Annotated in this window: 24 protein-coding genes and 3 pseudogenes; 9 read left to right on the forward strand and 18 right to left on the reverse strand. The window is 65.6% G+C overall.

The genetic code is table 11. The features are described 5' to 3' along the window. Positions 1-7: 7 nt before the first annotated feature. Together VKI00_RS31925 and dop are read right to left on the reverse strand one after the other, a co-directional pair. Entirely contained in the window at positions 8-202 is a 195-nt protein-coding gene (locus tag VKI00_RS31925) for a ubiquitin-like protein Pup (RefSeq protein WP_062540654.1), read from the reverse strand. Positions 203-295: 93 nt separating this feature from the next. Then, on the reverse strand, positions 296-1,804 hold the full coding sequence (gene dop / locus VKI00_RS31930; protein WP_324447223.1) for a pup deamidase/depupylase: 1,509 nt from the start codon (positions 1,802-1,804) through the stop codon (positions 296-298). A gap of 218 nt (positions 1,805-2,022) precedes the next feature. On the opposite strand from dop, the gene VKI00_RS31935 reads away from it, so the two are divergent. The 4 genes from VKI00_RS31935 (at position 2,023) to VKI00_RS31950 (ending at position 5,936) form a co-directional block, all read left to right on the forward strand. After that, on the forward strand, positions 2,023-3,168 hold the full coding sequence (locus VKI00_RS31935; RefSeq protein WP_324447278.1) for a PP2C family protein-serine/threonine phosphatase: 1,146 nt from the start codon (positions 2,023-2,025) through the stop codon (positions 3,166-3,168). Positions 3,169-3,266: 98 nt separating this feature from the next. Next, a complete protein-coding gene (locus tag VKI00_RS31940) occupies positions 3,267-4,814 on the forward strand; it encodes a sensor histidine kinase (RefSeq protein ID WP_324447280.1) in 1,548 nt (515 codons plus the stop codon). After that, positions 4,811-5,251: a response regulator gene (locus tag VKI00_RS31945; RefSeq protein WP_324447225.1), complete on the forward strand. Its 441-nt coding sequence runs from the start codon at positions 4,811-4,813 to the stop codon at positions 5,249-5,251. The genes VKI00_RS31940 and VKI00_RS31945 overlap by 4 nt, the downstream gene beginning before the upstream one ends. 52 nt (positions 5,252-5,303) lie before the next feature. Continuing rightward, positions 5,304-5,936, forward strand: coding sequence for a hypothetical protein (locus VKI00_RS31950; RefSeq protein ID WP_324447227.1), 633 nt, complete (start codon positions 5,304-5,306; stop codon positions 5,934-5,936). A gap of 29 nt (positions 5,937-5,965) precedes the next feature. Here VKI00_RS31950 and arc read toward each other — a convergent pair whose 3' ends face one another. Next, positions 5,966-7,792: a proteasome ATPase gene (gene arc / locus VKI00_RS31955; RefSeq protein WP_324447229.1), complete on the reverse strand. Its 1,827-nt coding sequence runs from the start codon at positions 7,790-7,792 to the stop codon at positions 5,966-5,968. A gap of 145 nt (positions 7,793-7,937) precedes the next feature. Between arc and VKI00_RS31960 the strand changes: the two genes are divergently transcribed. Genes VKI00_RS31960 through VKI00_RS31970 form a run of 3 tightly spaced genes read left to right on the forward strand, consistent with a single transcriptional unit; the run spans position 7,938 to position 9,301 of the window. Continuing rightward, entirely contained in the window at positions 7,938-8,450 is a 513-nt protein-coding gene (locus tag VKI00_RS31960) for a hypothetical protein (RefSeq protein WP_324447231.1), read from the forward strand. Between the two features lie 10 nt (positions 8,451-8,460). Beyond that, the gene (locus VKI00_RS31965; RefSeq protein ID WP_324447233.1) at positions 8,461-9,000 is read left to right on the forward strand and encodes a hypothetical protein; all 540 of its coding nucleotides are present in this window, start codon (positions 8,461-8,463) and stop codon (positions 8,998-9,000) included. A gap of 7 nt (positions 9,001-9,007) precedes the next feature. Next, positions 9,008-9,301 carry a DUF503 domain-containing protein gene (locus VKI00_RS31970; protein WP_324447235.1) on the forward strand — a complete coding sequence of 98 codons (294 nt, stop codon included), beginning with the start codon at positions 9,008-9,010 and terminating at the stop codon, positions 9,299-9,301. 6 nt (positions 9,302-9,307) lie between these two features. Here VKI00_RS31970 and trmI read toward each other — a convergent pair whose 3' ends face one another. Next, the gene (gene trmI / locus VKI00_RS31975) at positions 9,308-10,135 is read right to left on the reverse strand and encodes a tRNA (adenine(58)-N(1))-methyltransferase TrmI (protein WP_324447237.1); all 828 of its coding nucleotides are present in this window, start codon (positions 10,133-10,135) and stop codon (positions 9,308-9,310) included. A 124-nt stretch (positions 10,136-10,259) separates the two neighbouring features. Between trmI and VKI00_RS31980 the strand changes: the two genes are divergently transcribed. Next, positions 10,260-11,144 (forward strand): RecB family exonuclease, encoded by an 885-nt coding sequence (locus VKI00_RS31980; protein ID WP_324447239.1) that lies wholly within the window; start codon positions 10,260-10,262, stop codon positions 11,142-11,144. A 3-nt stretch (positions 11,145-11,147) separates the two neighbouring features. Here the strand turns inward: VKI00_RS31980 and VKI00_RS31985 are convergent, their stop codons facing one another. The 8 genes and pseudogenes from VKI00_RS31985 to VKI00_RS33925 all read right to left on the reverse strand — a co-directional run. Continuing rightward, positions 11,148-12,518, reverse strand: coding sequence for an FAD-containing oxidoreductase (locus tag VKI00_RS31985; protein ID WP_324447241.1), 1,371 nt, complete (start codon positions 12,516-12,518; stop codon positions 11,148-11,150). Next, on the reverse strand, positions 12,515-12,994 hold the full coding sequence (locus tag VKI00_RS31990; protein ID WP_324447243.1) for a DUF4126 family protein: 480 nt from the start codon (positions 12,992-12,994) through the stop codon (positions 12,515-12,517). Before VKI00_RS31990 ends, VKI00_RS31985 begins: the two co-directional genes overlap by 4 nt. Before the next feature lie 86 nt (positions 12,995-13,080). After that, positions 13,081-13,974, reverse strand: a complete 894-nt coding sequence (gene hisG, locus VKI00_RS31995; RefSeq protein WP_324447245.1) for an ATP phosphoribosyltransferase — start codon at positions 13,972-13,974, stop codon at positions 13,081-13,083. Next, positions 13,974-14,255 carry a phosphoribosyl-ATP diphosphatase gene (locus VKI00_RS32000; protein WP_324447247.1) on the reverse strand — a complete coding sequence of 94 codons (282 nt, stop codon included), beginning with the start codon at positions 14,253-14,255 and terminating at the stop codon, positions 13,974-13,976. Before VKI00_RS32000 ends, hisG begins: the two co-directional genes overlap by 1 nt. Positions 14,256-14,282: 27 nt before the next feature. Continuing rightward, complete coding sequence (locus tag VKI00_RS32005; protein ID WP_324447249.1) at positions 14,283-15,749, reverse strand: sugar porter family MFS transporter; 1,467 nt, start codon at positions 15,747-15,749, stop codon at positions 14,283-14,285. Positions 15,750-15,820: 71 nt separating this feature from the next. Continuing rightward, positions 15,821-16,084 (reverse strand): annotated as a pseudogene (locus VKI00_RS32010) (hypothetical protein); the annotation flags it as partial. Beyond that, the gene (metH, locus tag VKI00_RS32015) at positions 16,027-19,689 is read right to left on the reverse strand and encodes a methionine synthase (protein WP_324447282.1); all 3,663 of its coding nucleotides are present in this window, start codon (positions 19,687-19,689) and stop codon (positions 16,027-16,029) included. The pseudogene VKI00_RS32010 and the gene metH, both read right to left, overlap by 58 nt. 226 nt (positions 19,690-19,915) lie before the next feature. Further along, positions 19,916-20,169: pseudogene (locus tag VKI00_RS33925) on the reverse strand (hypothetical protein); the annotation flags it as partial. 90 nt (positions 20,170-20,259) lie between these two features. Between VKI00_RS33925 and VKI00_RS32020 the strand changes: the two are divergent. Beyond that, a complete protein-coding gene (locus VKI00_RS32020) occupies positions 20,260-21,138 on the forward strand; it encodes a PAC2 family protein (protein ID WP_324447252.1) in 879 nt (292 codons plus the stop codon). Here VKI00_RS32020 and VKI00_RS32025 read toward each other — a convergent pair. The 6 genes and pseudogenes from VKI00_RS32025 to VKI00_RS32050 form a co-directional block, all read right to left on the reverse strand. Then, positions 21,135-22,016 carry an SDR family oxidoreductase gene (locus VKI00_RS32025; protein ID WP_324447254.1) on the reverse strand — a complete coding sequence of 294 codons (882 nt, stop codon included), beginning with the start codon at positions 22,014-22,016 and terminating at the stop codon, positions 21,135-21,137. The genes VKI00_RS32020 and VKI00_RS32025 overlap by 4 nt on opposite strands. A 16-nt stretch (positions 22,017-22,032) precedes the next feature. Next, the gene (gene mshC, locus VKI00_RS32030; protein ID WP_324447255.1) at positions 22,033-23,286 is read right to left on the reverse strand and encodes a cysteine--1-D-myo-inosityl 2-amino-2-deoxy-alpha-D-glucopyranoside ligase; all 1,254 of its coding nucleotides are present in this window, start codon (positions 23,284-23,286) and stop codon (positions 22,033-22,035) included. A gap of 27 nt (positions 23,287-23,313) precedes the next feature. Next, positions 23,314-24,084, reverse strand: coding sequence for a 3'(2'),5'-bisphosphate nucleotidase CysQ (locus VKI00_RS32035; RefSeq protein WP_324447257.1), 771 nt, complete (start codon positions 24,082-24,084; stop codon positions 23,314-23,316). Between the two features lie 63 nt (positions 24,085-24,147). After that, a pseudogene (locus tag VKI00_RS32040) lies at positions 24,148-24,554 on the reverse strand (nitroreductase family deazaflavin-dependent oxidoreductase). Between the two features lie 55 nt (positions 24,555-24,609). Further along, positions 24,610-25,425 carry an SCO1664 family protein gene (locus VKI00_RS32045; RefSeq protein ID WP_324447259.1) on the reverse strand — a complete coding sequence of 272 codons (816 nt, stop codon included), beginning with the start codon at positions 25,423-25,425 and terminating at the stop codon, positions 24,610-24,612. Then, positions 25,409-25,996 carry a DUF3090 domain-containing protein gene (locus VKI00_RS32050; protein WP_324447261.1) on the reverse strand — a complete coding sequence of 196 codons (588 nt, stop codon included), beginning with the start codon at positions 25,994-25,996 and terminating at the stop codon, positions 25,409-25,411. Before VKI00_RS32050 ends, VKI00_RS32045 begins: the two co-directional genes overlap by 17 nt. Positions 25,997-26,012: the final 16 nt, after the last annotated feature.

Below are 26,012 nucleotides of genomic sequence, written 5' to 3' on the forward strand. Positions count from 1 at the left end.
GGCCAGGTCACTGTCCGCCCTTTTGGACGTATGCGCGGACGAAGTCTTCGGCGTTCTCTTCCAGAACATCGTCGATCTCGTCGAGCAGGTCGTCGGTCTCCTCGGTCAGCTTCTCGCGACGCTCCTGGCCCGCGGCCGTGCTGGCGGTGAGGTCGTCGTCGTCGCCACCACCACCGCCGCGCTTGGTCTGCTCCTGAGCCATCGCTGCCTCCTGCAATGTCATCGGCCGTCGAGAACACGACCGTCGGTTTCTCCACCCTACCGGTCGAGACCGCCATTGCCCGGTTAACGACGTCTAGGTGGTCAGTTGTTCCACCAGTTCAACCGCGCTGTGCACCGAATCGAGCAGCGCACCGACGTGCGCCTTGCTGCCCCGCAGCGGCTCAAGCGTCGGGATGCGGACCAGCGAGTCGCCACCCAGGTCGAAGATCACCGAATCCCAGCTGGCGGCGGCGATGTCTGCTCCAAAGCGGCGCAGGCACTCGCCGCGGAAGTAGGCCCGGGTGTCGGTCGGTGGATTGTCCACCGCGCTGAGCACCTGCTGTTCGCTGACCAACCGCTTCATCGAGCCACGCGCCACCAGCCGGTTGTAGAGGCCCTTGTCCAGCCTGACGTCCGAATACTGCAGATCGACCAGGTGCAGTCGAGGGGCCGACCAGCTCAGGTTCTCCCGGTGCCGGAAACCCTCCAGTAGCCGCAGCTTGGCCGGCCAGTCCAGCAATTCGGCGCACTCCATCGGGTCGCGCTCGAGCTGATCGAGCACGTGCGCCCAGGTCTCCACGACGTCGGCGGCCCGCGCGTCGTGGTCGCGGGCGGCGACCAACTTGGCCACCCTGTCCAGATAAATCCGCTGCAGCGCAAGGCCGGTCAATTCGCGACCGTCGGTCAGCGCCACGGTGGCGCGCAGCGAGGGATCGCGGCTGATCGCGTGCACTGCGTGCACCGGCCGGGCCAACGCCAAGTCGGTCAGGTCGATCCCGTGGGCTGCGCCCTCTTCGATCAGGTCGAGCACCAGTGCCGTCGAGCCCAGCTTCAGATACGTCGACGTCTCGGCCAGGTTGGCGTCGCCGATGATCACGTGCAGCCGCCGGTAGCGGTCTGCGTCGGCGTGCGGCTCGTCGCGGGTGTTGATGATGCCGCGTTTCAGGGTCGTCTCCAGCCCGACCTCGACCTCGATGTAGTCGGAGCGCTGGGACAGCTGGAAGCCCGGCTCGTCGCCGGCGGGCCCGATGCCGACCCGGCCGGAGCCGGTGATCACCTGACGGGACACCAGGAACGGCGTCAGCCCGGCGATGACGGCCGAAAACGGCGTCTGCCGGCTCATCAGATAGTTCTCGTGCGACCCGTAGGAGGCGCCCTTACCGTCGACGTTGTTCTTGTACAGCTGCAGCTTGGCCGCACCCGGCACGCTGGCCACGTGCCGCGCGGCGGCCTCCATCACCCGCTCGCCGGCCTTGTCCCAGATCACCGCGTCCAGCGGATCGGTGCACTCCGGCGCCGAATACTCCGGGTGCGCGTGGTCGACGTAAAGCCGCGCGCCGTTGGTCAAGATCATGTTGGCGGCACCGACCTCGTCCGCGTCGACGACCGGCGGTGGGCCGGCCGAGCGGCTGAGGTCGAATCCGCGGGCATCCCGCAGCGGCGATTCCACCTCGTAGTCCCAGCGAGTGCGTTTGGCGCGCTGAATGCCGGCGGCGGCCGCATAGGCCAGCACCGCTTGCGTCGAGGTCAGGATCGGGTTGGCGGTCGGGTCCGCCGGCGACGAGATGCCGTACTCGACCTCCGTCCCGATAATCCGTTGCATGCTCTAAAGCCTAGGCGCGCCAATGATGCAGGCCCCGGTCGGCCCGTGGTGTAGCTCTGATCGATTAGTCGTTGATCCCGGCAAATACCCAGCGTGTTCGGTTATCGTTGGCGCGTCGGGGTGGGTGGAGGACATGGTTGATCGAGCCGGTGGTGTATGGACCCGAGTCGACTCCTTCGAGCCACGGCGACATTGCTCCCGCGGCGGATCGTCGTGGGTTGTCGCTGCTGCTGATCGAGGACGACCGCGGCGATGCGGTGCTGGTCGAGGAGCTGATCGCAGACTCGGCCGCTGATATCCGGGTGGCGTGGGCGCCGTCGATGGCACACGCCGAGGGTGTCCTCGCCCGCGAGCGCCCGGATTGCGTCCTGCTGGACCTGCATCTGCCAGATGCCTCAGGGTTCGACGGCATCGCCCGCGTCGCCGAGTGGGATGCGACGCTTCCGGTTGTCGTGCTGACGGGATTGAATGACGAACAATTCGGGGCGTCGGCGGTCGCCAGTGGTGCGCAGGACTACTTGGTCAAGGGGCGGGTCGAACCCGACATGCTGCGGCGGAGCCTGTTGTACGCGATCGAACGTAAGCGTGCCGAGCTCATTTCGGTGGATCTGCTGGCGAGCGATCTGCGGGCGCGGGAAAATGCGCGGCTGGAACGAGGTCTGCTGCCCTCCCCGCTGCTACTCGAGGACTCCGAAGTGGGCGTAGTGACCCGATACCGGCCGAGCCGCGCGAGAGCATTGCTGGGCGGAGACTTCTACGATGTCGTCCAAACGCCGGACCGGACCGTGCACATCGTTATCGGTGATGTCGCCGGGCATGGGCCTGACGAGGCCGCGTTGGGGGTGGCGTTGCGGATCGCGTGGCGCACATTGACATTGAGCGGCATTCATGGTGACGCCGCGATGCGACAGCTGGAGCGGATCCTGCACGCTGAAGGCCCAGGCCGAGGGATTTTCGCGACGATGCTGAGCCTGGCAATCGCGCCCGACAGTCCGCGGATTATCGCGGTTCGCGCCGGTCATCCGGGCATGCTGGCGCACGGCCCCGGCACCGTGGATTGGGTGGAGCCGCCGGCCGGCCCCGCTTTGGGATGGGGCGGTGACGGCTGGCCACAGTGTGCGATGGAAATCCCCGAGGGCGGTGGTTTGGTGCTGTTGACCGACGGACTCTTCGAGGCCCATTCCGGCCGCGGTGACGAACGCCTCGGCGAGAACGGTTTGCTGGAACTGGCCAGGCCGCTGGCGGCGCTGCCCGGCCCAGCGTTCGTCGACGCGCTGATCGACCAAGCCGAGGCTCTAGCCCGAGCTCATGGCGGTTTCAGCGACGACGTCGCGGTGGTGCGGGTAGAGCGCAGCGTCGGGTGAGGACCGGACGGACGGGGCGGGCGGACATCCCTACGCACGGCCCGCAGCTGGGATCGCGACTGACGGTCGCGGGCTGGCAGACCCTGGTGTTGTCGGTCATGGCAGCGGCGGTGCTGGCTGGCGCGTCAACGGCTGCGGTGCTGTTGAACCGGACCGATGCGGTGACCCGTGAGTTGACGGACGGCATTCAACCCGCGCGCGTCTCGGCGTACCAGTTGCAGGGGGCGCTGCGCGACCAGGAGACCTCGCTGCGCGGCTATCTGATTTCCGCTGACCCGGAATTCCTCAGCCCTTACGTCGACGGGCAACGCGTCGAACAGCGGGCGGCCAAGGACATCACCGCGCGACTCGGTGACCGGTCCGATCTGATCGCCGACCTGACCGCGATCGAGCGCGCCGGCGCCGCGTGGCGCGGCACTTATGCGGAGCCGTTGATCAGCAGCGTGACCCCGGGTACGCCCAATGTGGTGAACACCCCTACCGCCGACCGCGGGAAGGCCGAGTTCGACCGGATCCGCACGTTGTTCGATACCCAAAACGCCCATCTGGCAGAGGCGCAGACCGTCGCCGTCAACGAGCTCAACGCGATGCACAGCTGGCGGAACCGGGTCCTGATCGCGATGGTGGCAGTGCTCGGAGCCGGGGCGATGCTGCTGGCGTTGTTGATGCGACGCGCGGTGACCCGTCCCCTGGCGGTGCTGGCCGCGTCGTGCCGGCGAATCGCGGCGGGCACTTTCGCCGAACGCATCGTCGTGCGGGGACCCAAAGACATCCGCGAGATCGCCGGCGACGTGGAGAACATGCGGGGGCGGATCGTGACCGAGCTGAACATATCCCGGTCGGACCGGGCTCGTCTGATTCGACAAACGGAGGCGCTCGACGCTCAAGCGGTCGAGCTACGGAGATCCAATGCCGAGCTTGAGCAGTTCGCCTACGTGGCCTCGCACGACCTCCAAGAACCGCTGCGCAAAGTGACTTCATTTTGCCAGTTGCTTGAGCAACGTTACGGTGACGCACTCGATGAACGCGGTATTGAATACATCGGATTTGCTGTCGACGGTGCCAAACGCATGCAGGTGCTAATCAACGATCTCCTGACCTTTTCCCGAGTCGGTCGACTCAACGTCACGCACGCCACCGTTGACCTCGACACCACCGTCGAGACCGCGTTGGGCAACCTTGCCGCCGCGATCGAGGAATCTGGGGCTCAAATCGCGCGACCGGATGGTCCGCTTCCGCAAGTGATGGGCGACGCCACCCTTATGACGATGTTGTGGCAGAACCTCATCGGCAACGCGGTTAAGTTCCGCCGCGAGGATCGCTTACCCGAGGTCGCGATCGACTGCGAACGGGGCACCGATACGCATGACGGCCATTGGGTGTTCAGCGTGGCCGACAATGGCATCGGCATCGCGCCCGAATTCGCCGAAAAAGTGTTTGTGATCTTCCAGCGTTTGCATGGCCGGGATGCCTACACCGGAACGGGTATCGGGCTGGCACTGTGCAAGAAAATCGTCGAGTTGCACGGCGGTAGCATCGGCATCGACACCACCAACAACAGCGGAACTCGATTCTGGTTCACCTTGCCCATTCCTGCCGCCAGCGACGAGACACCCATCGGCGCATCCGAAGGAGCCCACCGATGACACCGGATAGCCGCGCCATCGATGTGCTGCTCATCGAAGATGATCCCGGAGATATCGTCATCACTCGGGAAGCCTTCAAAAACCACAAGATTCGGAACACTTTGCGTGTCGCACGCGACGGGCAGGAAGGTCTCGACTACCTGTACCAACGTGGTGCTCATCGGGGCGCACCACGGCCGGATCTGATCCTGCTCGACCTGAACCTGCCGAAGTACGACGGTCACCAACTGCTTGAAAAGATCAAATCCGATCCCGAGATGTGCCACATCCCCGTCATTGTCCTCACCACCTCGGCCGCGGAAGAAGACATTCTGCGCAGCTACCGACTGCACGCCAACGCCTACGTCACCAAACCCGTTGGCTTCGAGCAATTCATGCATGTCATTCGCGAGATCGACGAGTTCTTCGTCCAAGTCGTACGCCTCCCACCCCGTTAATCCGCCTGATGTTTGGTTGACGCAGGTGAAAGTAGTGATTACCTTCACCCTGATGTCTAGTGACGCGCTACGCGACCCCTCGATCGGCTTGTCCGGAAAACGCTACGGCGAAGTCCTTCTAGTGACGCCGGGCGAGGCGGGGCCACAGGCCACCGTCTACAACAGCTACCCGCTCAACGATTGTCCGGCCGAGTTGTGGTCGGCACTCGACGCGCAAGCCATCGCGACCGAAAACGGCGCTGCCACAGCGCTTCTCAACGGACCCCGGTACTGGCTGATGAGCTCCATCGACAAGGTGCCGCAGGGCCCGAAGATCGTCAAAAACTTCGGCGGCATCGAGATGCAGTTGCAGGCCACGGTCTTGCTGACCGCGATGAACCCGGCTCCCTACACCGCGAATCAGGTCAACCGTCACACCGTCTTCACATTCGACGCCGCTGAAGAGGTCTACGAACTGCAGGACCCGGCTTTTCGGCGTTGGGTGATGCAGACCTGGAGCCAGATCGTCGATCCGAATCTGTCGCGGGCCGACCTGCGAAACCTCGGCGAGCGACTCGACTTGCCAAACGGATGGACCTACCAATCACGCATTCTGGAAACCCCGTTGCGCATCGACACCACTAACCGCGCGGCGCTGGTCTTGCAGGACGACCTGACCAACAGCTATTCGCTGATCACCGACTGAACCCGCCAAGCTTCGTCGTCGATCCGTAGTTACAGGTACTGGCCGAGGTTGGACTCGGTGTCGATGGCCCGCGACGCGCTCGAGCTCTTGCCGGTGACCAGGGTGCGGATGTAGACGATCCGCTCGCCCTTCTTGCCCGAAATCCGTGCCCAGTCATCGGGATTGGTGGTGTTAGGCAGGTCCTCGTTCTCGGCGAACTCGTCGACGATCGAATCGAGCAGGTGCTGGATGCGCAGACCCGGCTGGCCGGTCTCCAGCACCGACTTGATCGCGTTCTTCTTCGCGCGGTCGACGACATTCTGGATCATCGCACCGGAGTTGAAGTCTTTGAAGTACATGACTTCTTTGTCGCCGTTGGCGTAGGTGACTTCCAGGAACCGGTTGTCGTCGATCTCGGCGTACATCCGGTCGACGACCTTTTCGATCATCGCCTGGATGCACGCCCCGCGGTCGCCGTCGAACTCGGTGATGTCGTCGGCGTGCACAGGCAGCGTCTCGACAAGGTACTTCGAGAAGATGTCCTGCGCCGACTCGGCGTCCGGGCGTTCGATCTTGATTTTGACGTCGAGCCGCCCGGGCCGCAGGATCGCCGGGTCGATCATGTCCTCGCGGTTGGACGCGCCGATCACGATGACGTTCTCCAGGCCCTCCACGCCGTCGATCTCGCTCAACAGCTGTGGCACGACGGTCGTCTCGACGTCGGACGAAACTCCGGTACCGCGGGTGCGGAAGATCGAGTCCATCTCGTCGAAGAACACGATCACCGGCGTGCCTTCAGACGCCTTCTCGCGGGCCCGCTGGAAGATCAGCCGGATGTGACGCTCGGTCTCGCCGACGAACTTGTTCAGCAGCTCAGGGCCCTTGATGTTCAAGAAGTACGACTTGGCCTCGCGGGCGTCGTCGCCGCGCACCTCGGCCATCTTCTTGGCCAGCGAGTTGGCGACGGCCTTGGCGATCAACGTCTTACCGCAACCAGGCGGGCCGTAGAGGAGCACACCTTTGGGCGGACGCAGCGCATACTCCCGGTACAGCTCCTTGTGCAGGAACGGCAGCTCTACGGCGTCGCGAATCTGCTCGATCTGCCGGCCCAGCCCACCGATGTCGTCGTAGGTGACGTCCGGCACCTCTTCCAGCACCAAGTCCTCGACTTCGGCCTTGGGGATGCGTTCGAACGCATACCCGGCCTTGGTGTCGACCAGTAGCGAGTCACCGGGACGCAGTTTGCGGGGCCGCTGGTCGTCGTTGAGAGCGTCGGGGTGGCCGTCGGGCAGGTCCTCGGCGACCAGCGGGTCGGCGAGCCACACGATGCGTTCCTCGTCGGCGTGTCCGACGACCAAAGCCCGGTGTCCATCGTTGAGAATCTCGCGCAGCGTTGAGATCTCACCAACCGACTCGTAGGCGCCGGCCTCTACGACAGTTAAAGCCTCGTTGAGCCGAACTGACTGACCCTTCTTCAAAGACTTGACTTCGATGTTGGGTGAGCATGTCAGGCGCATCTTGCGACCGGAGGTGAACACGTCGATGGTGTCGTCGTCGTGCGTGGACACCAACACGCCGTAACCGCTTGGCGGCTGTCCGAGCCGGTCGACCTCTTCGCGCAGCGCCAGCAGTTGCTGCCGGGCTTCCTTGAGCGTTTCCATCAGTTTGGAATTTCGCGCCGCGAGCGAATCGATCCGGGCCTCGAGCTGGTGAATATCGCGGGGGCTGCGCGCGGCGCTCTGCGTTCCAACGGCATTCTCGAGTTGCTCACGCAGTATGGCCGCCTCGCGCCGGAGCTCCTCCAGCTCGGCCGCATCCTCGCCGGACAGGTCTGGCTCGCGCGGGCTACCGAACGTTTCGCGCTCTGACTCACCCATGTTGCGCTCCTTTCCCGCTCCCGAACGTGGTGCGGCGGATGCCTCAACGCTACCGGCGATTTCCAATTCATGCGGGAACTCGAAATGGGGCACACTGGCACCAGCGTTAACATCATGTTGAACCTGCCTGATCGAGAGGACATCTGTGACCTTGAAATTCCTAGCCACGGGCGTGGCGGCTGTCGCTGCAATCGGCGCGGCAGCTGCGGGTGTGACGTGCATTGCATTTGTTACCACCACGTTGCCTCAGGTTCAGCCGGTCGTTTTCAGCGCTCCGTTGCCGCTGGACCCGGTCGTGCCCGGCGCGGATGTGCCCACGCCGGACCAATTGGTCACCCTGCTCAACAGCCTGCAGGACCCGAGCGTGCCGTTTGCCAGCAAGAGCAATCTGGTCCAGGGCGGGATCGGCGGCGTCGAGGGCCACTTCGCCGACAAGAAACTGCAGCAAGCCGCCGCCAAGGGCAGCCTGCCGCTGACGTTCAACATCACCAACATCCAGGCCGCCGGCCCGGGCGCCGCGTCGGCCAATATCACCGCGACGGGTCCGCACCTTGCTCCGACAACCGAGAACCTGACGTTCGTCGACCAGGGCGGCTGGGTGCTGTCGCGCACGTCGGCGATGACGCTGATCCAGTCCGTGCAGTCGGCGGGCGGCTGACCGCTGCTGGATGGGTCGACACCTCATCGCAGTTCTGAGCGCCGCCACGATTGTGGCGGCGCTTGGCCTCTCGGGGTGCTCGGGCGACGAACACGGCGCTTCGTCGGAGGCTGAGCCGGCGCCGACGTCGCTGACTACGACGCCGGCTGCGCAGGTCGCTCCGCTGCCGCCGCCCGACGCGCTGGCCAAGGTGCTCTACCGGCTGGCCGATCCCGCGGTGCCTGGCACCCAGAAGCTCAACCTGGTCCAAGGTGCCACCCCGGAGAACGCCGCCGTGCTCGACCAGTTCGCCACCGCCCTGCTCAACGGCGGCTTTGCCCCGATGAAGGTCGACGTGCGAAACGTCGTGTGGTCGGACCGCGATCCGGCCGACGTGGTGGCCGACGTCGATCTCAGCTCACCCAATCCCCGCGGGCCCAGGTTCGGCTTCCCGATGGAATTCACCCCATATCAGGGTGGCTGGCAGCTATCGGCGCGAACCGCCGACGTGCTGCTGGCTTTCCGTACCGCACAGGCCGAACCGCCTCCGGCGACGACACCCGGGCGCTGAGCCTGCGATGTGGATCGGGTGGCTCGAGTTCGATTTGCTGCTCGGTGACGTGCGCTCACTCAAGCAGAAGCGCTCGGTGATCCGCCCGGTGGTGGCGGAATTGCAGCGCAAGTTCAGCGTGTCGGCCGCCGAAACGGGATCGCATCAGCTCTACCGACGGGCGGGCATCGGGGTGGCGATGGCGTCCGCCGACCGCGGCCACGCCGTCGATGTGCTCGACGCGGCGGAGCGGTTGGTGGCAGCCCACCCGGAGTTCGAATTGCTGTCGGTGCGACGCGGTCTGCACCGCAGCGACGACTGACCGGGCCTAGCGCTTGCGGCGCAACGGCGTCGGCGTGACGGTGCCGGGAGCGAGTCGACGCGCCGACACCAGGAACCCGGTATGGCCGCGCATGTTGTGCTGCGGACGCACCGCCAACCCGACGACGTTCCAGCCACGTTGCATCGTCTCCCAGGCCCGCGGCTCGGTCCAGCACTGCTGCTCGCGCAGCGCCTCGACCGTCTTCGACAGCTGGGTGACGGTGGCCAGGTAGACGATCAGCACACCGCCGGCGACGACCACGCGCGACACGGTATCGAGCACCTCCCAGGGCGCCAGCATGTCCAGTACGACCCGGTCGACCGCGCCGTCGGCCAGGTCGGTTTCGGCGACGTCACTGAGAATCAGTTGCCAGTTGTCGGGGACGCCGCCGGAAAACGTCTCCACATTGCGACGGGCGTGTTCGGCGTGGTCGGCGCGGACCTCGTAGGAGATCACCCGTCCGTGCGGGCCGACGGCGCGCAGCAGCGAACAGGTCAGCGCCCCGGAGCCGGCGCCAGCCTCCAAAACCCGGGCGCCCGGGAAGATGTCGCCCTCATGCACGATCTGAGCGGCGTCTTTTGGGTAGATCAGTTGCGCGCCGCGAGGCATGGACATCACGTAGTCCACCAGCAGCGGACGCAGTACCAGGAATGGGTCACCGTTGCTGGATTTGACGACGCTGCCCTCGGGCAGTCCGATCACCGTGTCGTGCGCGATCGCCCCGCGGTGAGTGTGGAATTCGCCGCCGACGCTGAGCAACATCGTGTAGTGCCGGCCCTTGGCGTCGGTGAGCTGGACACGATCGCCGACGGCGAACGGCCCCGTTGCAGACACAGCTGTCTAGCCTGCCAGCAGACGCGCCGGGAAAGGTGCGCGGGGTTGTCCGACCTCGGCCCTAGGCTGCGGATATGATCGCCGGCGACGATGCAGAGCACAGCGATGCTGAGGAGCGGCGCACATGAGCAGCCAACCGGGTGAAGTCCGCCCGGCGTCAAGACCGGCACTGTCGCCGTCACGGGCGGCGGACTTCAAACAATGCCCGCTGCTCTACCGGTTCCGTGCGATCGATCGGCTCCCTGAGCCGCCATCGACGGCACAACTGCGAGGCTCGGTGGTGCATGCCGCTCTGGAGCAGCTGTACAGCCTGCCCACGGCAGAGCGCGTCCCGCAGACTGCCGGCGCACTGGTCGACCCGGCGTGGGAGCAGGTGATCGCCACCGAACCCGATCTGATCGCCGAGCTGGAGCCCGAACAACAGTCCCAACTCCTCGACGAAGCCCGGGCGCTGGTGTCCGGCTACTACCGGTTGGAAGACCCGACCCGGTTCGACCCACAGAGCTGCGAGCAGCGCATCGAGGTCGAGCTTGCCGACGGCACGCTGCTGCGCGGGATCATCGACCGGATCGATGTCGCGCCGACCGGCGAGTTGCGCGTGGTGGACTACAAAACAGGTAAGGCGCCGCCGGAGGCGCGTGCCCTCGCCGAGTTCAAGGCCATGTTTCAGATGAAGTTCTACGCGGTCGCGTTGCTGCGATCACGCGGCGTGTTGCCGACGCGGTTGCGGCTCATCTACCTGGCCGACGGCCAGCTGCTGGACTACTCGCCCGACGAAGACGAGCTGCTGCGCTTCGAGAAGACCCTGATGGCAATCTGGCGGGCAATCCAATCTGCCGGTGCGACAGGCGATTTCAGGCCAAGGCCGTCGCGGTTGTGCGACTGGTGCGCCCATCACGCACACTGCCCGGTGTTCGGCGGCACACCGCCGCCGTACCCGGGTTGGCCGGAGCGTCCTAACGAAGGTGATCCGGACGCCGTTCTGCAGCAGGCGGATCCGGCTGCCTAGCACCTACCGCAGCGGCGACATCTCCTGCAGCATCGTCGGTATCAGCTCGCTGACCGTCGGGTGGATGTGCATGGTGCGCGCCAGCGTGGTGTAGGGCGCCTTGGCCGACATCACATCGAGAATCTCGTGGATGGCCTCGTCGCCACCGACGCCGAGGATGGCAGCGCCCAGGATCTGCTGCGTCGTTGCGTCCACGACCACTTTCATAAAGCCTTGTGTCTCACCCTTTTCCACAGCGCGACCCACTCGGGTCATGGGCCGCTGGCCGACTAACGCGGGGCGCCCCGAGGCACGCACCTGCTCGACGGTCATGCCGGCGCGTCCCAGCGGTGGGTCAATGTACAGGGCATAGGTGGGGATGCGGTCACTGACCCGGCGTGGGTCATTGTCGAGCAGGTTGGCCGCGACGATTTCGAAGTCGTTGTACGACGTATGGGTGAATGCGCCTTTGCCGTTGCAGTCACCCATCGCCCAGATGTGGTCGACGCTGGTCTTCAGTTGGTCATCGACGGTGATGTATCCCCGGGCATCGGTTTGGACACCGGCACGCTCGAGGCCGAGGTCGTCGGTGTTGGGGCGGCGCCCGACCGCCAGCAGCAGATGACTACCGGCTATCGGCGCGGCACCGGCACGCGGTGTCACCTCGAAGCAGTTGTCTCGCTTTGCTATTCGGATATCGGCAGCATCGACGACGATGTCGATGCCATCGTTCTGCAGGATCGACTTGATGCTGTCAGAGACGTCGTCGTCTTCGCGCGACGCCAGCCGCGGCCCTTTCTCGACGACGGTCACCCGGGCGCCGAAGCGGCGGTACATCTGGGCGAACTCTAGCCCGATATAGCTACCACCGACGATGACGAGATGCTCGGGCACGGTGTCGAGTTCGAGGATCGACACATTGGTGAGGAAGTCGACATCCGCAACGCCGGGAAGATCGGGCACCACCGCACGGCCACCGACGTTGAGAAAGATCCGCTCGGCTTGCAGGACTTCGTCGCCGACGCGCAGTGTGTGCGGATCTTCGAACCGCGCGTGGCCGCGAATGACGGAGCAGCCGTCCATTCCGTTCAGCCAGTCTTCGACACCCTTGCGGTCGCCCAGCATGATTTTGTCTTTGCGCGCCTTGACTTTCGCCATGTCCACGCTGACCGTTCCGGTGCCGACACCGAAGTCGGCGCCGCGGCGGGCCAGATGCGCGGCATGCGCGCTGGCCACCAATGTCTTGGTGGGGATGCATCCGGTGTTGACGCAGGTGCCGCCGATCAGCTTGCGCTCCACCACGGCGACGGTATGGCCGGTCGCGGTCAACCGGCCAGCCAGCGGGGGCCCGGCCTGCCCGGCGCCGACTATGATCGCGTCGAAACGCGTTGTCACAGAGCAGCTGTTACTGCGGCAAGCGCGAATCCACCCAGCACCGCGACGGCGTCCTCAAGCAGAGCGATCGGCAGGTCGTGGCCGTGCGAGGCGACTAGGCGGGTGCGCGCCTGGTAGCCGCCGAGCGTGCCGAGCACAGCCCCAATAATTCCCGCGCCGAGCGCACTCCAGGTATAGCCCCAGGCGGTTCCGATGACAGCGCCCGCGAACGCGCCGAAGAGAATTCGGGCACCGAACGACGGTGGCGCCGTACGGGGCGGTGTTTTGGGTTGTTTGTCGAGGAACAGTTCGCCGACGGCGAGAAGACTCAAGACGATGACGGCAGCCAAAGTGCCGACCCACGACGCCCAGGTGTGACTCAAGTTGATCCAGTGCAGATAAGCGGCCCAGGCAACGACCGCTGGTGCTGTAAAGGACCGTAACCCGGCGATGACACCGATTCCCAGAGCTAGTAACAGAACATAGAAATGCGTCACGGCGACCCTCCCAAGGGCTGGACAAAAGAACGCGGCTCTAGCGGGACGTTAACACAGCAAAGCCGGCGGCAGCGGCGCATTCAAGGTCAGAATCGGCAGAACCGGATGTCGGACGCCAGGATCGCTTTGGCCCCGATGGCCACCAGCTCGTCCATGATCGAGTTGACATCCCGACGCGGCACCAAAGCCCGCACCGCCACCCAATCGGGATCCGCGAGCGGGGCGATTGTCGGTGACTCCAAACCCGGTGTGATCGACGTGGCCTCGTCGAGCACCGAACGCGGACAGTCGTAGTCCAGCATCAGGTACTGCTGACCGAACACCACGCCCTGCACCCGCGCGACCAGCTGGTCACGAACGGAGACATCCGGCCCGCCGTCGGCGCCGTCAGGGTCGACCTGTTCGATGAGCACCGCCTCCGAATCGCACAGTGTCTCACCGAAGGCCACCAGATTGTGCAGGTTCAAGGTGCGACCCGAACCCACCACGTCGGCGATCGCATCGGCCACCCCGAGCTGCACGGAGATCTCGACGGCGCCGTCCAGGCGGATCACCGTAGCGTCAATACCGCGAGCCGCCAAGTCTTCTCGCACCAAGTTCGGGTAGGCAGTAGCGATTCGCCGGCCGGCGAGGTCCTCGATAGCCCAGTCGCGCCCGGCCGGTGCGGCGTAACGAAACGACGACGAGCCGAAGCCGAGCGCCAGTCGTTCGCGCACCGGCGCGCCGGACTCACGCGCCAAATCCCTTCCGGTTATCCCGAAGTCGAGCTCTCCCGATCCGACATAGATGGCAATGTCTTTGGGCCGCAGGAAAAAGAACTCGACGTGGTTGTGTGGGTCGATGACGGTCAGGTCTTTGGGATCGGTGCGGCGACGGTAGCCGGCCTCGGCGAGGATCTCGACGGCCGGCTCGCTCAGCGCCCCCTTGTTGGGAACCGCTATCCGCAGTCTCGTGGATCCGTTTCGGTTCAGCGCTACCATCACAGCTTCCGGTACACGTCGTCGAGCGTCAGCCCGCGGGCGATCATGAGTACCTGCGTCCAATACAGCAACTGGCTGATCTCCTCGGCGAGTGCGTCGTCAGATTCGTGTTCGGCGGCCAACCACACTTCGCCGGCCTCCTCCAGGACCTTCTTGCCCACGGCATGCACGCCGCGGTCCAGCGCCGCCACGGTGCCGCTGTCGGCCGGCCGGGTGCGGGCACGCTCGCCGAGCTCGGCAAACAGATCCTCAAAGGTCTTCACGGGCAGCGATTGTTTCATGGGCGGGTAAGCAAAGTCACGGCGGTTTCAGGTCGGGGACACTTCGTCGGGCATGTCCTCCAGGGAGACGCCGTTGGTCTCGCGGACCCACTTCCACACGAAAAACAACGACAGCACCGCACACGTCGTGTAAAAGCCGTAGGCCAAGCCGAGCGCGTGCCGCAGCGCCGGGAAGGTCACGATGATTGTCCAGTTGGCCATCCATTGCACGCCGGACGCGAACCCGAGCGCCGCAGACCGGATGCGGTTGGGGAACATCTCGCCCAGCAGCACCCACAGGACGGGTCCCCACGAGACGGCGTACGCGATAACGAACACGTCGGCGGCGACCAGCGCGATCACCCCGGAGGCTACGTCCAGATCTGGTCGACCGTTGACGGTGGATGCGCCGGTGAAAACGACGGTCATGGTGGCCAGCATCAATGCCATACCCGCTGATCCGGCCAGTAACAGCGGCCTGCGGCCGACCCTGTCGATCAGCGCGATCGCGACCAGCGTGATCAGGACATTGACCCCGGTGGTCACCAACGCAATGGTGAACGACGACTTCTCGCCGAACCCCACTGCCTCCCAGAGCACATCCGAGTAGTAGAAGATCACGTTGATACCAACGAACTGCTGAAAGATGGCCAGTCCCAGGCCCACCCAGACGATGCCGTACAGGCCGCCGGTCGGCTTACGCAGATCGCGCCAGGACGGTGGTTTTTCCTGCTCCAGGCTGTCCGCGATCCGGTTTATCGTCAGCTCGACATCGCGGTCAGCGAGCAGCTTGGAAAGCACTCGGCGCGCCTGCGAAATTTGCTGTTGCGCAACCAGATAGCGCGGTGATTCCGGAATCGTGAAAATCAGCGCGAAATACACCAGCGCCGGGATCATCTCGCTGAGGTAGATCCAGCGCCACGCGGCCAGACCTAGCCACAACTGCCCGCTCGGACCTCCCGCGAGGTGAAATGGCACCCAGGTCAAGGCCAGCGACCCGAAAATGCCGCACACGATGCCCAGTTGCTGGAGTGAGCCGAGTCGGCCTCGGAAACGCGGCGGCGAGATTTCGGCGATGTAGGCGGGAGCGGCGACGGACCCGAAGCCGAGCCCGATGCCACCAATGGCGTGGAAGACGATGAACATCCATATGCTGCTTGCCAACCCGGCTCCGAGACCGCAGATGAAAAACAATGTCGCCGAAATCTTCATCATCGCCAGTCGGCCCATCCGGTCCGCGAGCCGCCCGGCTAACACCGCCCCGACGGCGGCGCCCATCAGTGCCGAGGCCGCCGCGAAACCCAACACCGCGTTGCCGACATGAAAGTTGGCCTGCAACGCCCCGACTGCACGATTGGTCACCGAGATGTCGTAGCCGAACATCAGTCCCCCGATCGCCGCTACCGATGCGAAGCGAACCGCGGACAAGAAGGCAGCGTGCGCAGCGCTGGCGTCTACGGGCAGGTCTTCGTGCGGAGCCGGCGGCACCTGGCCGCGAGCGTCGTCAACGGCCATGGCGTCCTTCGATGCTGTCGGGGTCTGGACTGGCCAGACAATACCGCCGTCCGCGTGCGGGCTGTCGGATGTCAGACGTTGAAATACTTGGCTTCGGCGTGCTCCCGCGACCCGTCGACGAACACGCGTCGGGGTCCGTCGAGCACCGGGACTTGGTTCGGCACGACCAGGACGGTGCATCCAGCGGCCTCGGCTGACGTTGCACCGGTGTTGGAGTCCTCGATCACCAAGCACGATGCCGTCTCGGCGGCCAGTGCTAACTCAACCAACGTAGGGCTCAGTCCTCCGGGTTGTAGCCGAGGTTGGGGCCGAGCCAGCGCTCGGCTTCCTGCAGGGTCCAGCCCTTGCGCTTCGCGTAGTCAGCGACCTGGTCCTGGGCCATCCGGCCGACCACGAAGTACCGCGACTGCGGGTGCGAGAAATACCAGCCGCTGACGGCAGCACCGGGCCACATCGCCATCGACTCGGTCAGCTCGATGCCGGTCCGGTCCCGGACGTCCATCAACTTCCAGAGCGTCACCTTCTCGGTGTGCTCCGGGCAGGCCGGGTAGCCGGGGGCAGGGCGGATTCCGACGTACTTCTCACCGATGAGTGCCTCGTTGTCCAGCTGCTCGTCCGGCTGGAATCCCCAGAGCTCCTTGCGGACCCGTTGGTGCATCCGTTCGGCGAAAGCCTCTGCCAGCCGGTCGGCGATCGACTCCAGCAGGATCGCGTTGTAGTCGTCGTTGGCTGCCTTGAACTCCGCGATCTTGTCCTGGCTGCCGAGCCCCGTGGTGACGGCGAAGGCGCCGACGTAGTCAGCCAGACCGGTGTCCTTGGGCGCGATGTAGTCGCCCAGCGACCGGTTCGGGATGCCGTCCCGGTGCTGGCCCTGCTGGCGCAGGTTGTGCAACGTGGTCATCACCTCGGTACGGGTCTCGTCGGTGTACACCTCGATGTCGTCGCCGACCGCGTTCGCCGGGAAGAACCCGATCACCCCGTTGGCAGTCAGCCACTTCTCCTTGATCAGGGTGTCGAGCATCTCCTGGGCTTCGTCGTACAGCTTGCGGGCAGTTTCGCCCGAAACCGGGTTGTTGAGGATGTCGGGGAACCTGCCCTTCATCTCCCAGGCGTTGAAGAACGGCTGCCAGTCGATGTACTCGCGCAACTCGGCGAGGTCGTAGTCGTGGAACTCCCGTACGCCGAGGCCCTGGGCGGGCACCGGCGGCGTGTAGCCGTCCCACTCGATCGGCGTCCGGTTCGCACGGGCCTTCTCCAGCGTCAGCATCGGCCGCTCGTTCTTCTGCGCGTGCCGTTCGCGAAGTGCTGCGTAGTCGGTCGCGGTGGCCTCCAGCAGGACTGGACGCTGCTTGTCGTCGAGGAGCGCAGCGGCGACCGGCACCGAGCGGGACGCGTCCTTGACCCAGACGACCGGACCGGTACGGCGCGGCGCCACCTTCACGGCCGTGTGGGCGCGCGATGTGGTCGCGCCACCGATCAGCAGCGGGATCTCCAGCCCCTCGCGTTCCATCTCGACGGCGAAGTTGACCATCTCGTCCAGGGATGGGGTGATCAGGCCGGACAGCCCGATGATGTCGGCGTTGTGCTCCTTCGCCGCGTCCAGGATCTTCTGGGCAGGCACCATCACACCGAGGTCGATCACCGAGTAGTTGTTGCACTGCAGGACGACCCCGACGATGTTCTTGCCGATGTCGTGGACGTCGCCCTTCACGGTCGCCATCACGATCGTGCCGTTGGTGTCCCCGGATGCAGTGTCGCCGGACTCTTCTTTCTCCGCCTCGATGTACGGCAGCAGGTACGCAACGGCCTTCTTCATCACCCTGGCCGACTTGACGACCTGGGGCAGGAACATCTTGCCTGCGCCGAAGAGGTCACCGACGACGTTCATTCCGTCCATCAGCGGGCCCTCGATCACCTCGATCGGGCGACCACCTGCGGCGGCGATCTCGGCTCGCAATTCCTCGGTGTCGGCATCGACGTGGCCGTCGATGCCCTTGACCAGGGCGTGCGTGATCCGCTCGCGGACCGGGAGGCTGCGCCACTCGGCTGCCACCGGGTCCTCGGCTTTCTCTGAGCTGTTGAAGCGCTCAGCGATTTCCAGGAGCCTTTCGGCCGCATCCTCGCGACGGTTCAGGACGACGTCCTCGATTCGGTCCCGCAGCTCGGGGTCGATCGAGTCGTAGGGCACCAGCGCACCGGCGTTGACGATGCCCATGTCCAGGCCGGCCTTGATGGCGTGGAACAGGAACACCGCGTGGATCGCCTCGCGGACGGGGTTGTTGCCCCGGAACGAGAACGACACGTTCGAGATGCCGCCGGAGATGTGCACCCCCGGAAGGTTCTCCTTGATCCAGGCGCAGGCCTCGATGAAGTCGATCCCGTACGTCGCGTGCTCCTCGATACCGGTCGCCAGCGCGAAGCAGTTCGGGTCGAAGATGATGTCCTCGGCCGGAAAGCCAACCTCTTCGGTCAGGATCCGATAGGCGCGCCCGCAGATCTCCTTGCGGCGCTCCAGGTTGTCGGCCTGACCCTGCTCGTCGAAGGCCATCACGACGACGGCGGCACCGTACTTGCGGCACAGCCGTGCCTCGCGAATGAACTTCTCCTCGCCCTCCTTCATGGAGATCGAGTTGACGATCGGCTTGCCCTGCACGTTCTTCAGGCCCGCCTCGATGACCTCCCACTTGGAGGAGTCGATCATCACCGGGACGCGGCTGATGTCCGGCTCGGCCGCGATCAGCTTGGTGAACCGGTCCATAGCGGCGACGCCGTCGATCATGCCTTCGTCCATGTTGATGTCGATGACCTGCGCACCGACCTCGACCTGCTGCAGGGCGACCGACAGCGCGGTGTCGTAGTCCTCGGCCTTGATCAGGTTGCGGAACCGGGCGGAGCCGGTGATGTTGGTGCGCTCACCGATGTTCACGAACAGGGAATCGTCGGTGATGTTGAGCGCCTCCAGGCCCGAGAGCCGGGTGGCCACCTCGATCTCCGGCAGCTCGCGCTGCGGCTTGCCCTCGACGACCTTGGCGATCTCGGCGATGTGCGCCGGCGTCGTTCCGCAGCAACCACCGACCAGGTTGACCAGGCCGGCCTCGGCGAAGTCGGCGATGTAGCTGGCCTGACGCTCCGGGGACTCGTCGTATTCGCCAAAGGCGTTGGGCAGGCCGGCATTTGGGTAGCAGGAGACGAAGGTGTCCGCGATCCGCGCCACCTCGGCGATGTAGGGCCTCATCTCCGGCGCGCCCAGGGCGCAGTTGAGGCCCACCGCGATCGGCTTCGCGTGCCTGATCGCGTTCCAGAATGCTTCGGTGACCTGACCGGACAACGTCCGCCCGGACGCGTCGGTGATGGTGCCCGAGATGATGACCGGCCAGCGGCGTCCGCGGTCCTCGAACAGCGTCTCGACGGCGAACACCGCCGCCTTGGCGTTCAGCGAGTCGAAGATCGTCTCGATAATGAGGAGGTCGGCGCCACCGTCGACCAGGCCGTTGGCAGCTTCGAGGTAGGCGGCAACCAGCTGGTCGTAGGAGACGTTGCGGGCTCCGGGGTCGTTGACGTCCGGCGAGATCGACGCGGTCCGCGTCGTCGGCCCGAGGGCGCCGGCGACGTAGCGGGGTTTCTCCGGGGTGCTGTACTCGTCGGCGGCCTTACGGGCCAGGGCAGCGCCGGCGTAATTCAGCTCGTAGGCCAGCTCCTGCATGTCGTAGTCGGAGAGCGAGACCGCGTTCGCGTTGAACGTGTTGGTCTCCAGGATGTCGGCGCCCGCCTCGAGGTACTCGCGGTGGATCCCCTCGATGATCTGCGGCTGCGTCAGGTTGAGCAGGTCGTTGTTACCCTGAAGAGCGGTCGGCCACTCCGTGAACCGGTCGCCGCGGTAGCCGGCCTCGTCCGGCCGGTCCCGCTGGATCGCCGTGCCCATCGCGCCGTCGATCACCATGATCCGCCGGCCGAGAGCAGCCGTCAGTTCATCGGTGCAGTCGGGGCGGATGTTCGGCTCAAAGATATCGGGCTCGGGGGCGTTCACATGCAATCCTTCCGTAGCGGAAGGCGTCCTTAACTCTGCCGAGCGTGGCGGATACCGGCGGGGACCCGGAACCGTTGCAACGCCTCTCGACCAGAAAAGTCTACGTCGTCACCCGACGTCTGGACGCCCAGCGGGACCCGACCCGCTTGGCGATCGCGGTGCCCTTGAGCGCCAGGTCGCGGATCTTGTCGGCACTGTAGTAGTTACCCAGGTTAACCAAATTGCAGCCGAACGTATTTCGTCTCGACCGCGTCGGCACTGGTTGTTGAAGTCATCGAGGCTCAGATCGGCCGCCTGCAACTGGGTCCCCATGGCGCCGTCGCCCACAACGACGCGCTCCGACAACGTCTCGAGCAGATCGGTGTCGTAGCCGGTGTCGTTGGTAGAAGTCATCCCGACAAGCATAGCTGGTCTATGGAAAATGCCCGGGTGCATGATTGCGCTCGTCACACCGGGACCTGTGTCAGGCCTTACGCTGAATCTGTGACCTCGCCGGATGCCAGCGCTTCGCTACCCGAACTGCACAACACGATCGTCGTGGCGGCGTTCGAGGGGTGGAACGACGCCGGTGACGCGGCCAGCGACGCGCTGGAGCACCTTGACGCCATCTGGGAGGCCGATCCGATCGTCGAGATCGACGATGAGGCGTACTACGACTATCAGGTGAACCGCCCGGTCATCCGGCAGGTCGACGGCGTCACGCGGGAATTGGTATGGCCGTCGATGCGCATCTCGCACTGCCGTCCGCCGGGCGCCGAGCGCGACATCGTGTTGATGCACGGCGTCGAGCCGAATATGCGTTGGCGCACCTTCTGCGCCGAGCTGCTGGCCGTCGCCGACAAGCTCAACGTCGACACCGTGGTGATCCTCGGCGCGCTGCTGGCCGACACGCCGCACACCCGGCCGGTGCCGGTTTCCGGGGCGGCCTACTCCCCCGAGTCGGCGCGCCGCTTCGGGTTGCAGGAAACCCGCTACGAGGGTCCCACCGGCATCGCCGGCGTCTTTCAGGACGCCTGCGTGGCGGCCGGCATACCGGCGGTCACCTTCTGGGCGGCGGTTCCGCATTACGTGTCGCAGCCACCCAATCCGAAGGCGACCGTTGCGCTGCTACGCCGTGTCGAGGATGTGCTCGATATCGAGGTGCCGCTGGCCGACCTGCCGGCCCAGGCCGAGGAGTGGGAGCAGGCGGTCAGCGAGATGACGGCCGAGGACGACGAAATCTCCGAGTACGTGCAGTCATTGGAGCAACGCGGCGACGCCGAGGTCGACGTGAACGAGGCGCTGGGCAAGATCGACGGCGATGCGCTGGCCGCCGAGTTCGAGCGCTACCTGCGCCGCCGCCGCCCGGGCTTCGGGCGTTAGGGCCTTTCCAGCTGTTCGGTATGGGCGCTGGCGGAACGCCCGAGCGCGGCGACTTCGGCGTCCATTCGGGGCAACTGCTCGGCAGTATGTCTGTGGGCCAGAGATCCGCCACGGCGGGTAGACAGAAACGGTTTGAGCCAGCGGAACACGCCCACCCAGCCCGGGCAGTACACCCGTTCCTTTCGGCCCTCGATGCCGGCGACGAAGGCGGCGGCGCACTTGTCCACCGAGGTGGTCTTGTTCAACGGCCAGGGGAACTTCGCCAATTGCTCGCGGAATACGGGTAGATCGGACTGGGTGTCGCGGACCAACGCGGTGTCGATCCAGGACATGTGCGCCGAACCGACGGCGACACCAAGGTGGGCGACTTCCAGTTGCAACGCGTGAGCGAGATGCTCGTTGCCCGCCTTGGACATGTCGTAGGGCGCCATTCCCGGCGCCGCCGCGTACGCGGCAAGTGACGAGACGATCAGCACATAGCCGCGGCGGTCGATCACCGACGGCAACGCGGCACGCACCGTGTTGAAGACACCCAGCAGGTTGACGTCCAACACGCGCTTGACCGCCTCGGGGTCGACCTTCAGCACCGAGCCATAGCTGGCGATTCCGGCGTTGGCGACGACGACGTCGATACCGCCGAACTTTTTAACGGCCGCCTCGGCTGCGGCCTGCATCGCGGCAAGGTCACGCACGTCGACAACCACGGTCAGCACCTGCTCGTCGCCACCCAGCTCGGTGGACCTGTCAGCCAGTGCCGCCGCGTCCAGGTCAGTCAGCACCAGTTTGGCGCCCTTGGCGTGCAACCGTCGCGCGACCTCGGCGCCGATTCCATGAGCACCACCGGTGATGAATACGACTTTCGAGTTCACTGACGTCATGGCCGCAACCTACCCCCTAATTCCGTGGCGTTGACAGGTCCACCCCGAGCAGCGCATCGACCGCGGTGGCCACCGCCTTCGGCGCGTCGGCGTCGTGTCCGCCGTATTCCAACGCGTCGGTGACCCAACCATCAACTGCGGCAAGCGCATTGGGTGTATCGAGATCGTCGGCGAGATAGCGGCGCAGCCGGGCAATGACGTCGACGGCGTCCGGGGCGGCGTGCAGCGCGGTCCCGGTCCGCCACCGGTGCAGCCGCGCGGTGGCCGCATCAAGCACGTCGGCGCCCCAGTCGCGGTCAGCACGATAGTGGCCGGCCAGCAGGCCCAATCGGATAGCCGACGGCTCAACGCCCTGAGCGCGTAACCCCGATACCAGAACCAGGTTGCCGCGGCTTTTGGACATCTTGTGCCCGTCCAGGCCGATCATGCCCGCATGCACGTAGTTCCGCGCGAATCGTCTTTCGCCACTGACACATTCGGCGTGGGCGGCGGTGAACTCGTGATGCGGAAAGATCAGATCGCTGCCACCGCCCTGGATGTCGAGCCCGCTGCCGATGCGGCTGAGCGCGATCGCCGCGCACTCGACGTGCCAACCCGGCCGGCCCGGGCCGAACGGCGACGGCCAGTTCGGCTCGCCGGGCCGCGCGGCGCGCCACAGCAACGCGTCGAGTTGGTCAGTCTTGCCCGGCCGGTCCGGGTCGCCGCCGCGCTCGGCGAACAGAGCCAGCATGGTGTCACGGTCATAACCGGATTCGTAGCCGAACTGCACCGTGGCGTCGGCGCGGAAGTAAACATCGGGGTAGGCGGAATCGTCCACGACGTAGGCCGCCCCCGAGGCCAGCATTTTTTCCACCAGCTCGACGACCTCGGCGACCGCCTCGGTCGCGGCGACGTATTCCCGTGGCGGCAGCACCCGTAGCGCGGTCATGTCGTCGCGGAACAGCGCAACCTCACGGGCCGCCAGCTCGCGCCAGTCAAGACCGTCACGGTTCGCCCGCTCGAACAGTGGATCGTCGACGTCGGTGACGTTCTGCACGTAGTGCACACCGTGTCCAAGATCCAGCCACAGCCGCTGGATCAGGTCGAACGTCAGATAGGTGGCGGCGTGGCCGAGGTGGGTGGCGTCATACGGCGTGATCCCGCACACGTACATGGTGGCCGTCGGCCCGGCGACCACCGGGCGCACCTGACGGTCCGAGGTGTCATACAGCCGCAATTCCGGGCCGCGTCCCGGCAGCGCCGGTAAGGGTGCCGAAGGCCAGGACTGCATACCGTCGACTGTAAAGCGTTCGTCGGGCTAGCTGGCCAACCGGATGGCACCCAGCAGCAGGTCGGCGAGTTCCGGCCGGCACATCAGGAAGTCGGGCAAATACGGGTCGGGACGGTTGTACACCAGCTCGGAGCCGTCCAGCCGTGATGCGTGCATACCGGCCGCCAGGATCACACCCGCCGGGGCGGCCGAATCCCATTCCCACTGCCCGCCCGCATGGATGTAGGCGTCGGCGTCGCCGCGTACCACCGACATCGCTTTGGCGCCAGCCGAACCGATACGCACGAATTCGACGTCCAGCCGTCGGGCAAGGTGATACAGCACGGCGGGCGGCCGGTTGGAGCTGGCGGTGATCCGGATCGGCCCGGAATGCGCTGTCGCGGGTGCGCTGACGGTGTCGCTGCGATACAACTCCCCCATCGCCGGCAGTGCGACCGCGGCGTCGGTTATTGCTCCGCCTGCGCCGCCGCCGTGGCGCTGCCACAATGCCACATGCACGGCCCAGTCGTCTCTTCCCTCCCAAGAGAATTCGCGGGTTCCGTCCAGCGGGTCGACGATCCAAACCCGGTCGGCCCGCAACCGGACCATGTCGTCGTAGGCCTCCTCGCTGAGCACCGCGTCGCCGGGGCGCTCGGCATGCAGCCGCCGCAACAGTAACGAATTGGCTTGACTGTCACCTTCATCGCCGAGCAACCACGGATGGTCGAAGCCGACGCGGGCGCGTACCGCCAGCAGCAGCTGTCCCGCCTCCTGGGCCAGGTCGGCAGCCAGCGCCGCATCCGTCACGTCTGGGCTCATCGGAGTCCAGTATCCGGTACCGCGCGCAGTTCCCGCGTGTTTGGCTGGCTTCTCGAGGAGCGGTCAGGTGGTCTCGGCGACGAAAACGCCTATTCGACGCGCGGCGCGCCTGACGACCGCCGGCAGACTCGGATCGTCCGTACCCGCGGGCACCACCCGCGGATTGACGATGTGCACGTCCCGTCGAAAGAGATGCATGTCCGCCTGACCGGCGGCCAGGACGTTTTTGACCCAGTCCGCCTTGCCGTGCCCCAGGATCACGGCAACGGTGCTGCCCTTGCGGTGGGCATTGACGACGGTCAGTGCTTGCCCGACTTGCGGCCGCGGTGTTCGATCATCGCGAACGTCGGCAGAAACCGAGCGACCTTCTTGACCACTGGGTTCACATATTTGACTTGCAGGCGGTGTACCGGTGGCGGAAACACCATCGGCACGCCCGGGGCGTTGTTCGGATGGTCCTTGCCGGACACGACGCCTCCCGAGGGTAAGAGGAATTTGGTACCACACGGTACCACCCGCGGAGATCTAAAACGCCGGCCAGGGAATTGGACGATGCCGGTCCGGTCCGGGCATCACCGGGTTGTCCAGCAGGGTGCGGGCGCGCAGGTGCAGCGCCGCGATCTCGGTGCTGGTGATGTGTTCGGCCAATGCGTCCCCGAGTGGGCCGGCCAGCGCGTTGGTCAGTTTGCCCACCGTCTCCAGAGTGCTGTCGTCGAGAGGCTTGCCGGCCCACCCCCACAGCACCGTGCGCAACTTGTCCTCGACGTGCAGGGATAGACCGTGGTCGACACCGTAGATGCCTCCGTCGACACCGCGGAGCACGTGGCCGCCTTTGCGGTCAGCATTGTTGATCAAGATGTCGAAGACCGCCATCCGCCACAGTCGAAGGTCGTCGGCGTGAACCAGCGAGACCGGCTCGCCGGCGTAGTCGTACGCCCGCAGCACCGGCAGATAGCCCTGCGGCAACCTATCGGCCGGAACCAGGTCGACCGGGTCCGGTCCGGGCCCTGGGTCGGAGTCAGGTGCGTCACCGGGTTGGTCCACCCACAGCTGCAGCATGCCCGGACCGGCCGGCCCGTGGCGAATGATGGTGTACGGCACAATGTTCCAGCCCAGATGTGTCGACACCAGATACGCGCCGAGTTCGCGGCCGGCCAGGGTGCCGTCGGGAAAGTCCCACAGCGGCTGCTCACCGGCGACCGGCTTGTACACGCAGTGCACGCTGCGCTCATCCAGCGTCGACTCGCACAGAAAGGTGGCGTTGCTCGCCGAGCGAATGCGTCCCAGGACCGTCAGCTCGCCGCGGCGCAGGACCTCGCGATCGTCAGTCCTCGGCGTCATCGTCGGGCCCGAGCAACGCGCTGCGCCGGTAGCCGTTCGTCCGCGCACAGATGTGTCCCTCGGGGTCCAGCGGTTCATCGCAGAGCGGGCACGGCGGGCGGCCCGCAGAAATGACGCGGTTGGACCGAGTGGCGAACTCGCGTGCCGACTCCGGTGTCAGGAACACGCGCACGGCGTCCGGCCCCTCCTCGGTGTCGTCGAGGACCACGGATGCGTCGAACTCGGTGTCACTGACTGCCAGCAGTTCAACCACCACGGTTTGCGCCTCGGAATCCCATCCCAGACCCATGGTGCCGACCCGAAATTCGGCGTCGACCGGTGTGATCAACGGGCTGAGGTCTTCGACCTCGGTGGTCTCCGGCGGAACCGGGGTGCCGAATCTGCGGTTGACCTCCAACAGCAGGGCACCGATGCGCTCGGCGAGCACCGCCACCTGCTGCTTCTCCAGCACCACCGAAACCACCCGGGCGTCGTGCACCGCCTGCAAATAAAAGGTGCGGTTTCCGGGCTGGCCGACTGTCCCGGCGACGAATCGGTCGGGTGAGCGGAAGACGTGAATCGCGCGAGACATGGCAGTTCCAAAATAC

This window comes from Mycobacterium sp., assembly GCF_035314665.1.
Lineage (GTDB): Bacteria > Actinomycetota > Actinomycetes > Mycobacteriales > Mycobacteriaceae > Mycobacterium.

Bases quoted from the DNA above. Each gene is read 5' to 3' on its own strand.
- VKI00_RS31925 (WP_062540654.1), bottom strand. From the start codon at position 202: ATGGCTCAGGAGCAGACCAAGCGCGGCGGTGGTGGTGGCGACGACGAC.
- dop (WP_324447223.1), bottom strand. From the start codon at position 1,804: ATGCAACGGATTATCGGGACGGAGGTCGAGTACGGCATCTCGTCGCCG.
- VKI00_RS31940 (WP_324447280.1), top strand. From the start codon at position 3,267: ATGGCAGCGGCGGTGCTGGCTGGCGCGTCAACGGCTGCGGTGCTGTTG.
- VKI00_RS31945 (WP_324447225.1), top strand. From the start codon at position 4,811: ATGACACCGGATAGCCGCGCCATCGATGTGCTGCTCATCGAAGATGAT.
- VKI00_RS31950 (WP_324447227.1), top strand. From the start codon at position 5,304: ATGTCTAGTGACGCGCTACGCGACCCCTCGATCGGCTTGTCCGGAAAA.
- arc (WP_324447229.1), bottom strand. From the start codon at position 7,792: ATGGGTGAGTCAGAGCGCGAAACGTTCGGTAGCCCGCGCGAGCCAGAC.
- VKI00_RS31965 (WP_324447233.1), top strand. From the start codon at position 8,461: ATGGGTCGACACCTCATCGCAGTTCTGAGCGCCGCCACGATTGTGGCG.
- VKI00_RS31970 (WP_324447235.1), top strand. From the start codon at position 9,008: ATGTGGATCGGGTGGCTCGAGTTCGATTTGCTGCTCGGTGACGTGCGC.
- VKI00_RS31980 (WP_324447239.1), top strand. From the start codon at position 10,260: ATGAGCAGCCAACCGGGTGAAGTCCGCCCGGCGTCAAGACCGGCACTG.
- hisG (WP_324447245.1), bottom strand. From the start codon at position 13,974: ATGGTAGCGCTGAACCGAAACGGATCCACGAGACTGCGGATAGCGGTT.
- VKI00_RS32000 (WP_324447247.1), bottom strand. From the start codon at position 14,255: ATGAAACAATCGCTGCCCGTGAAGACCTTTGAGGATCTGTTTGCCGAG.
- VKI00_RS32005 (WP_324447249.1), bottom strand. From the start codon at position 15,749: ATGGCCGTTGACGACGCTCGCGGCCAGGTGCCGCCGGCTCCGCACGAA.
- metH (WP_324447282.1), bottom strand. From the start codon at position 19,689: ATGGTGATCGACGGCGCGATGGGCACGGCGATCCAGCGGGACCGGCCG.
- VKI00_RS32025 (WP_324447254.1), bottom strand. From the start codon at position 22,016: ATGACGTCAGTGAACTCGAAAGTCGTATTCATCACCGGTGGTGCTCAT.
- mshC (WP_324447255.1), bottom strand. From the start codon at position 23,286: ATGCAGTCCTGGCCTTCGGCACCCTTACCGGCGCTGCCGGGACGCGGC.
- VKI00_RS32035 (WP_324447257.1), bottom strand. From the start codon at position 24,084: ATGAGCCCAGACGTGACGGATGCGGCGCTGGCTGCCGACCTGGCCCAG.
- VKI00_RS32045 (WP_324447259.1), bottom strand. From the start codon at position 25,425: ATGACGCCGAGGACTGACGATCGCGAGGTCCTGCGCCGCGGCGAGCTG.
- VKI00_RS32050 (WP_324447261.1), bottom strand. From the start codon at position 25,996: ATGTCTCGCGCGATTCACGTCTTCCGCTCACCCGACCGATTCGTCGCC.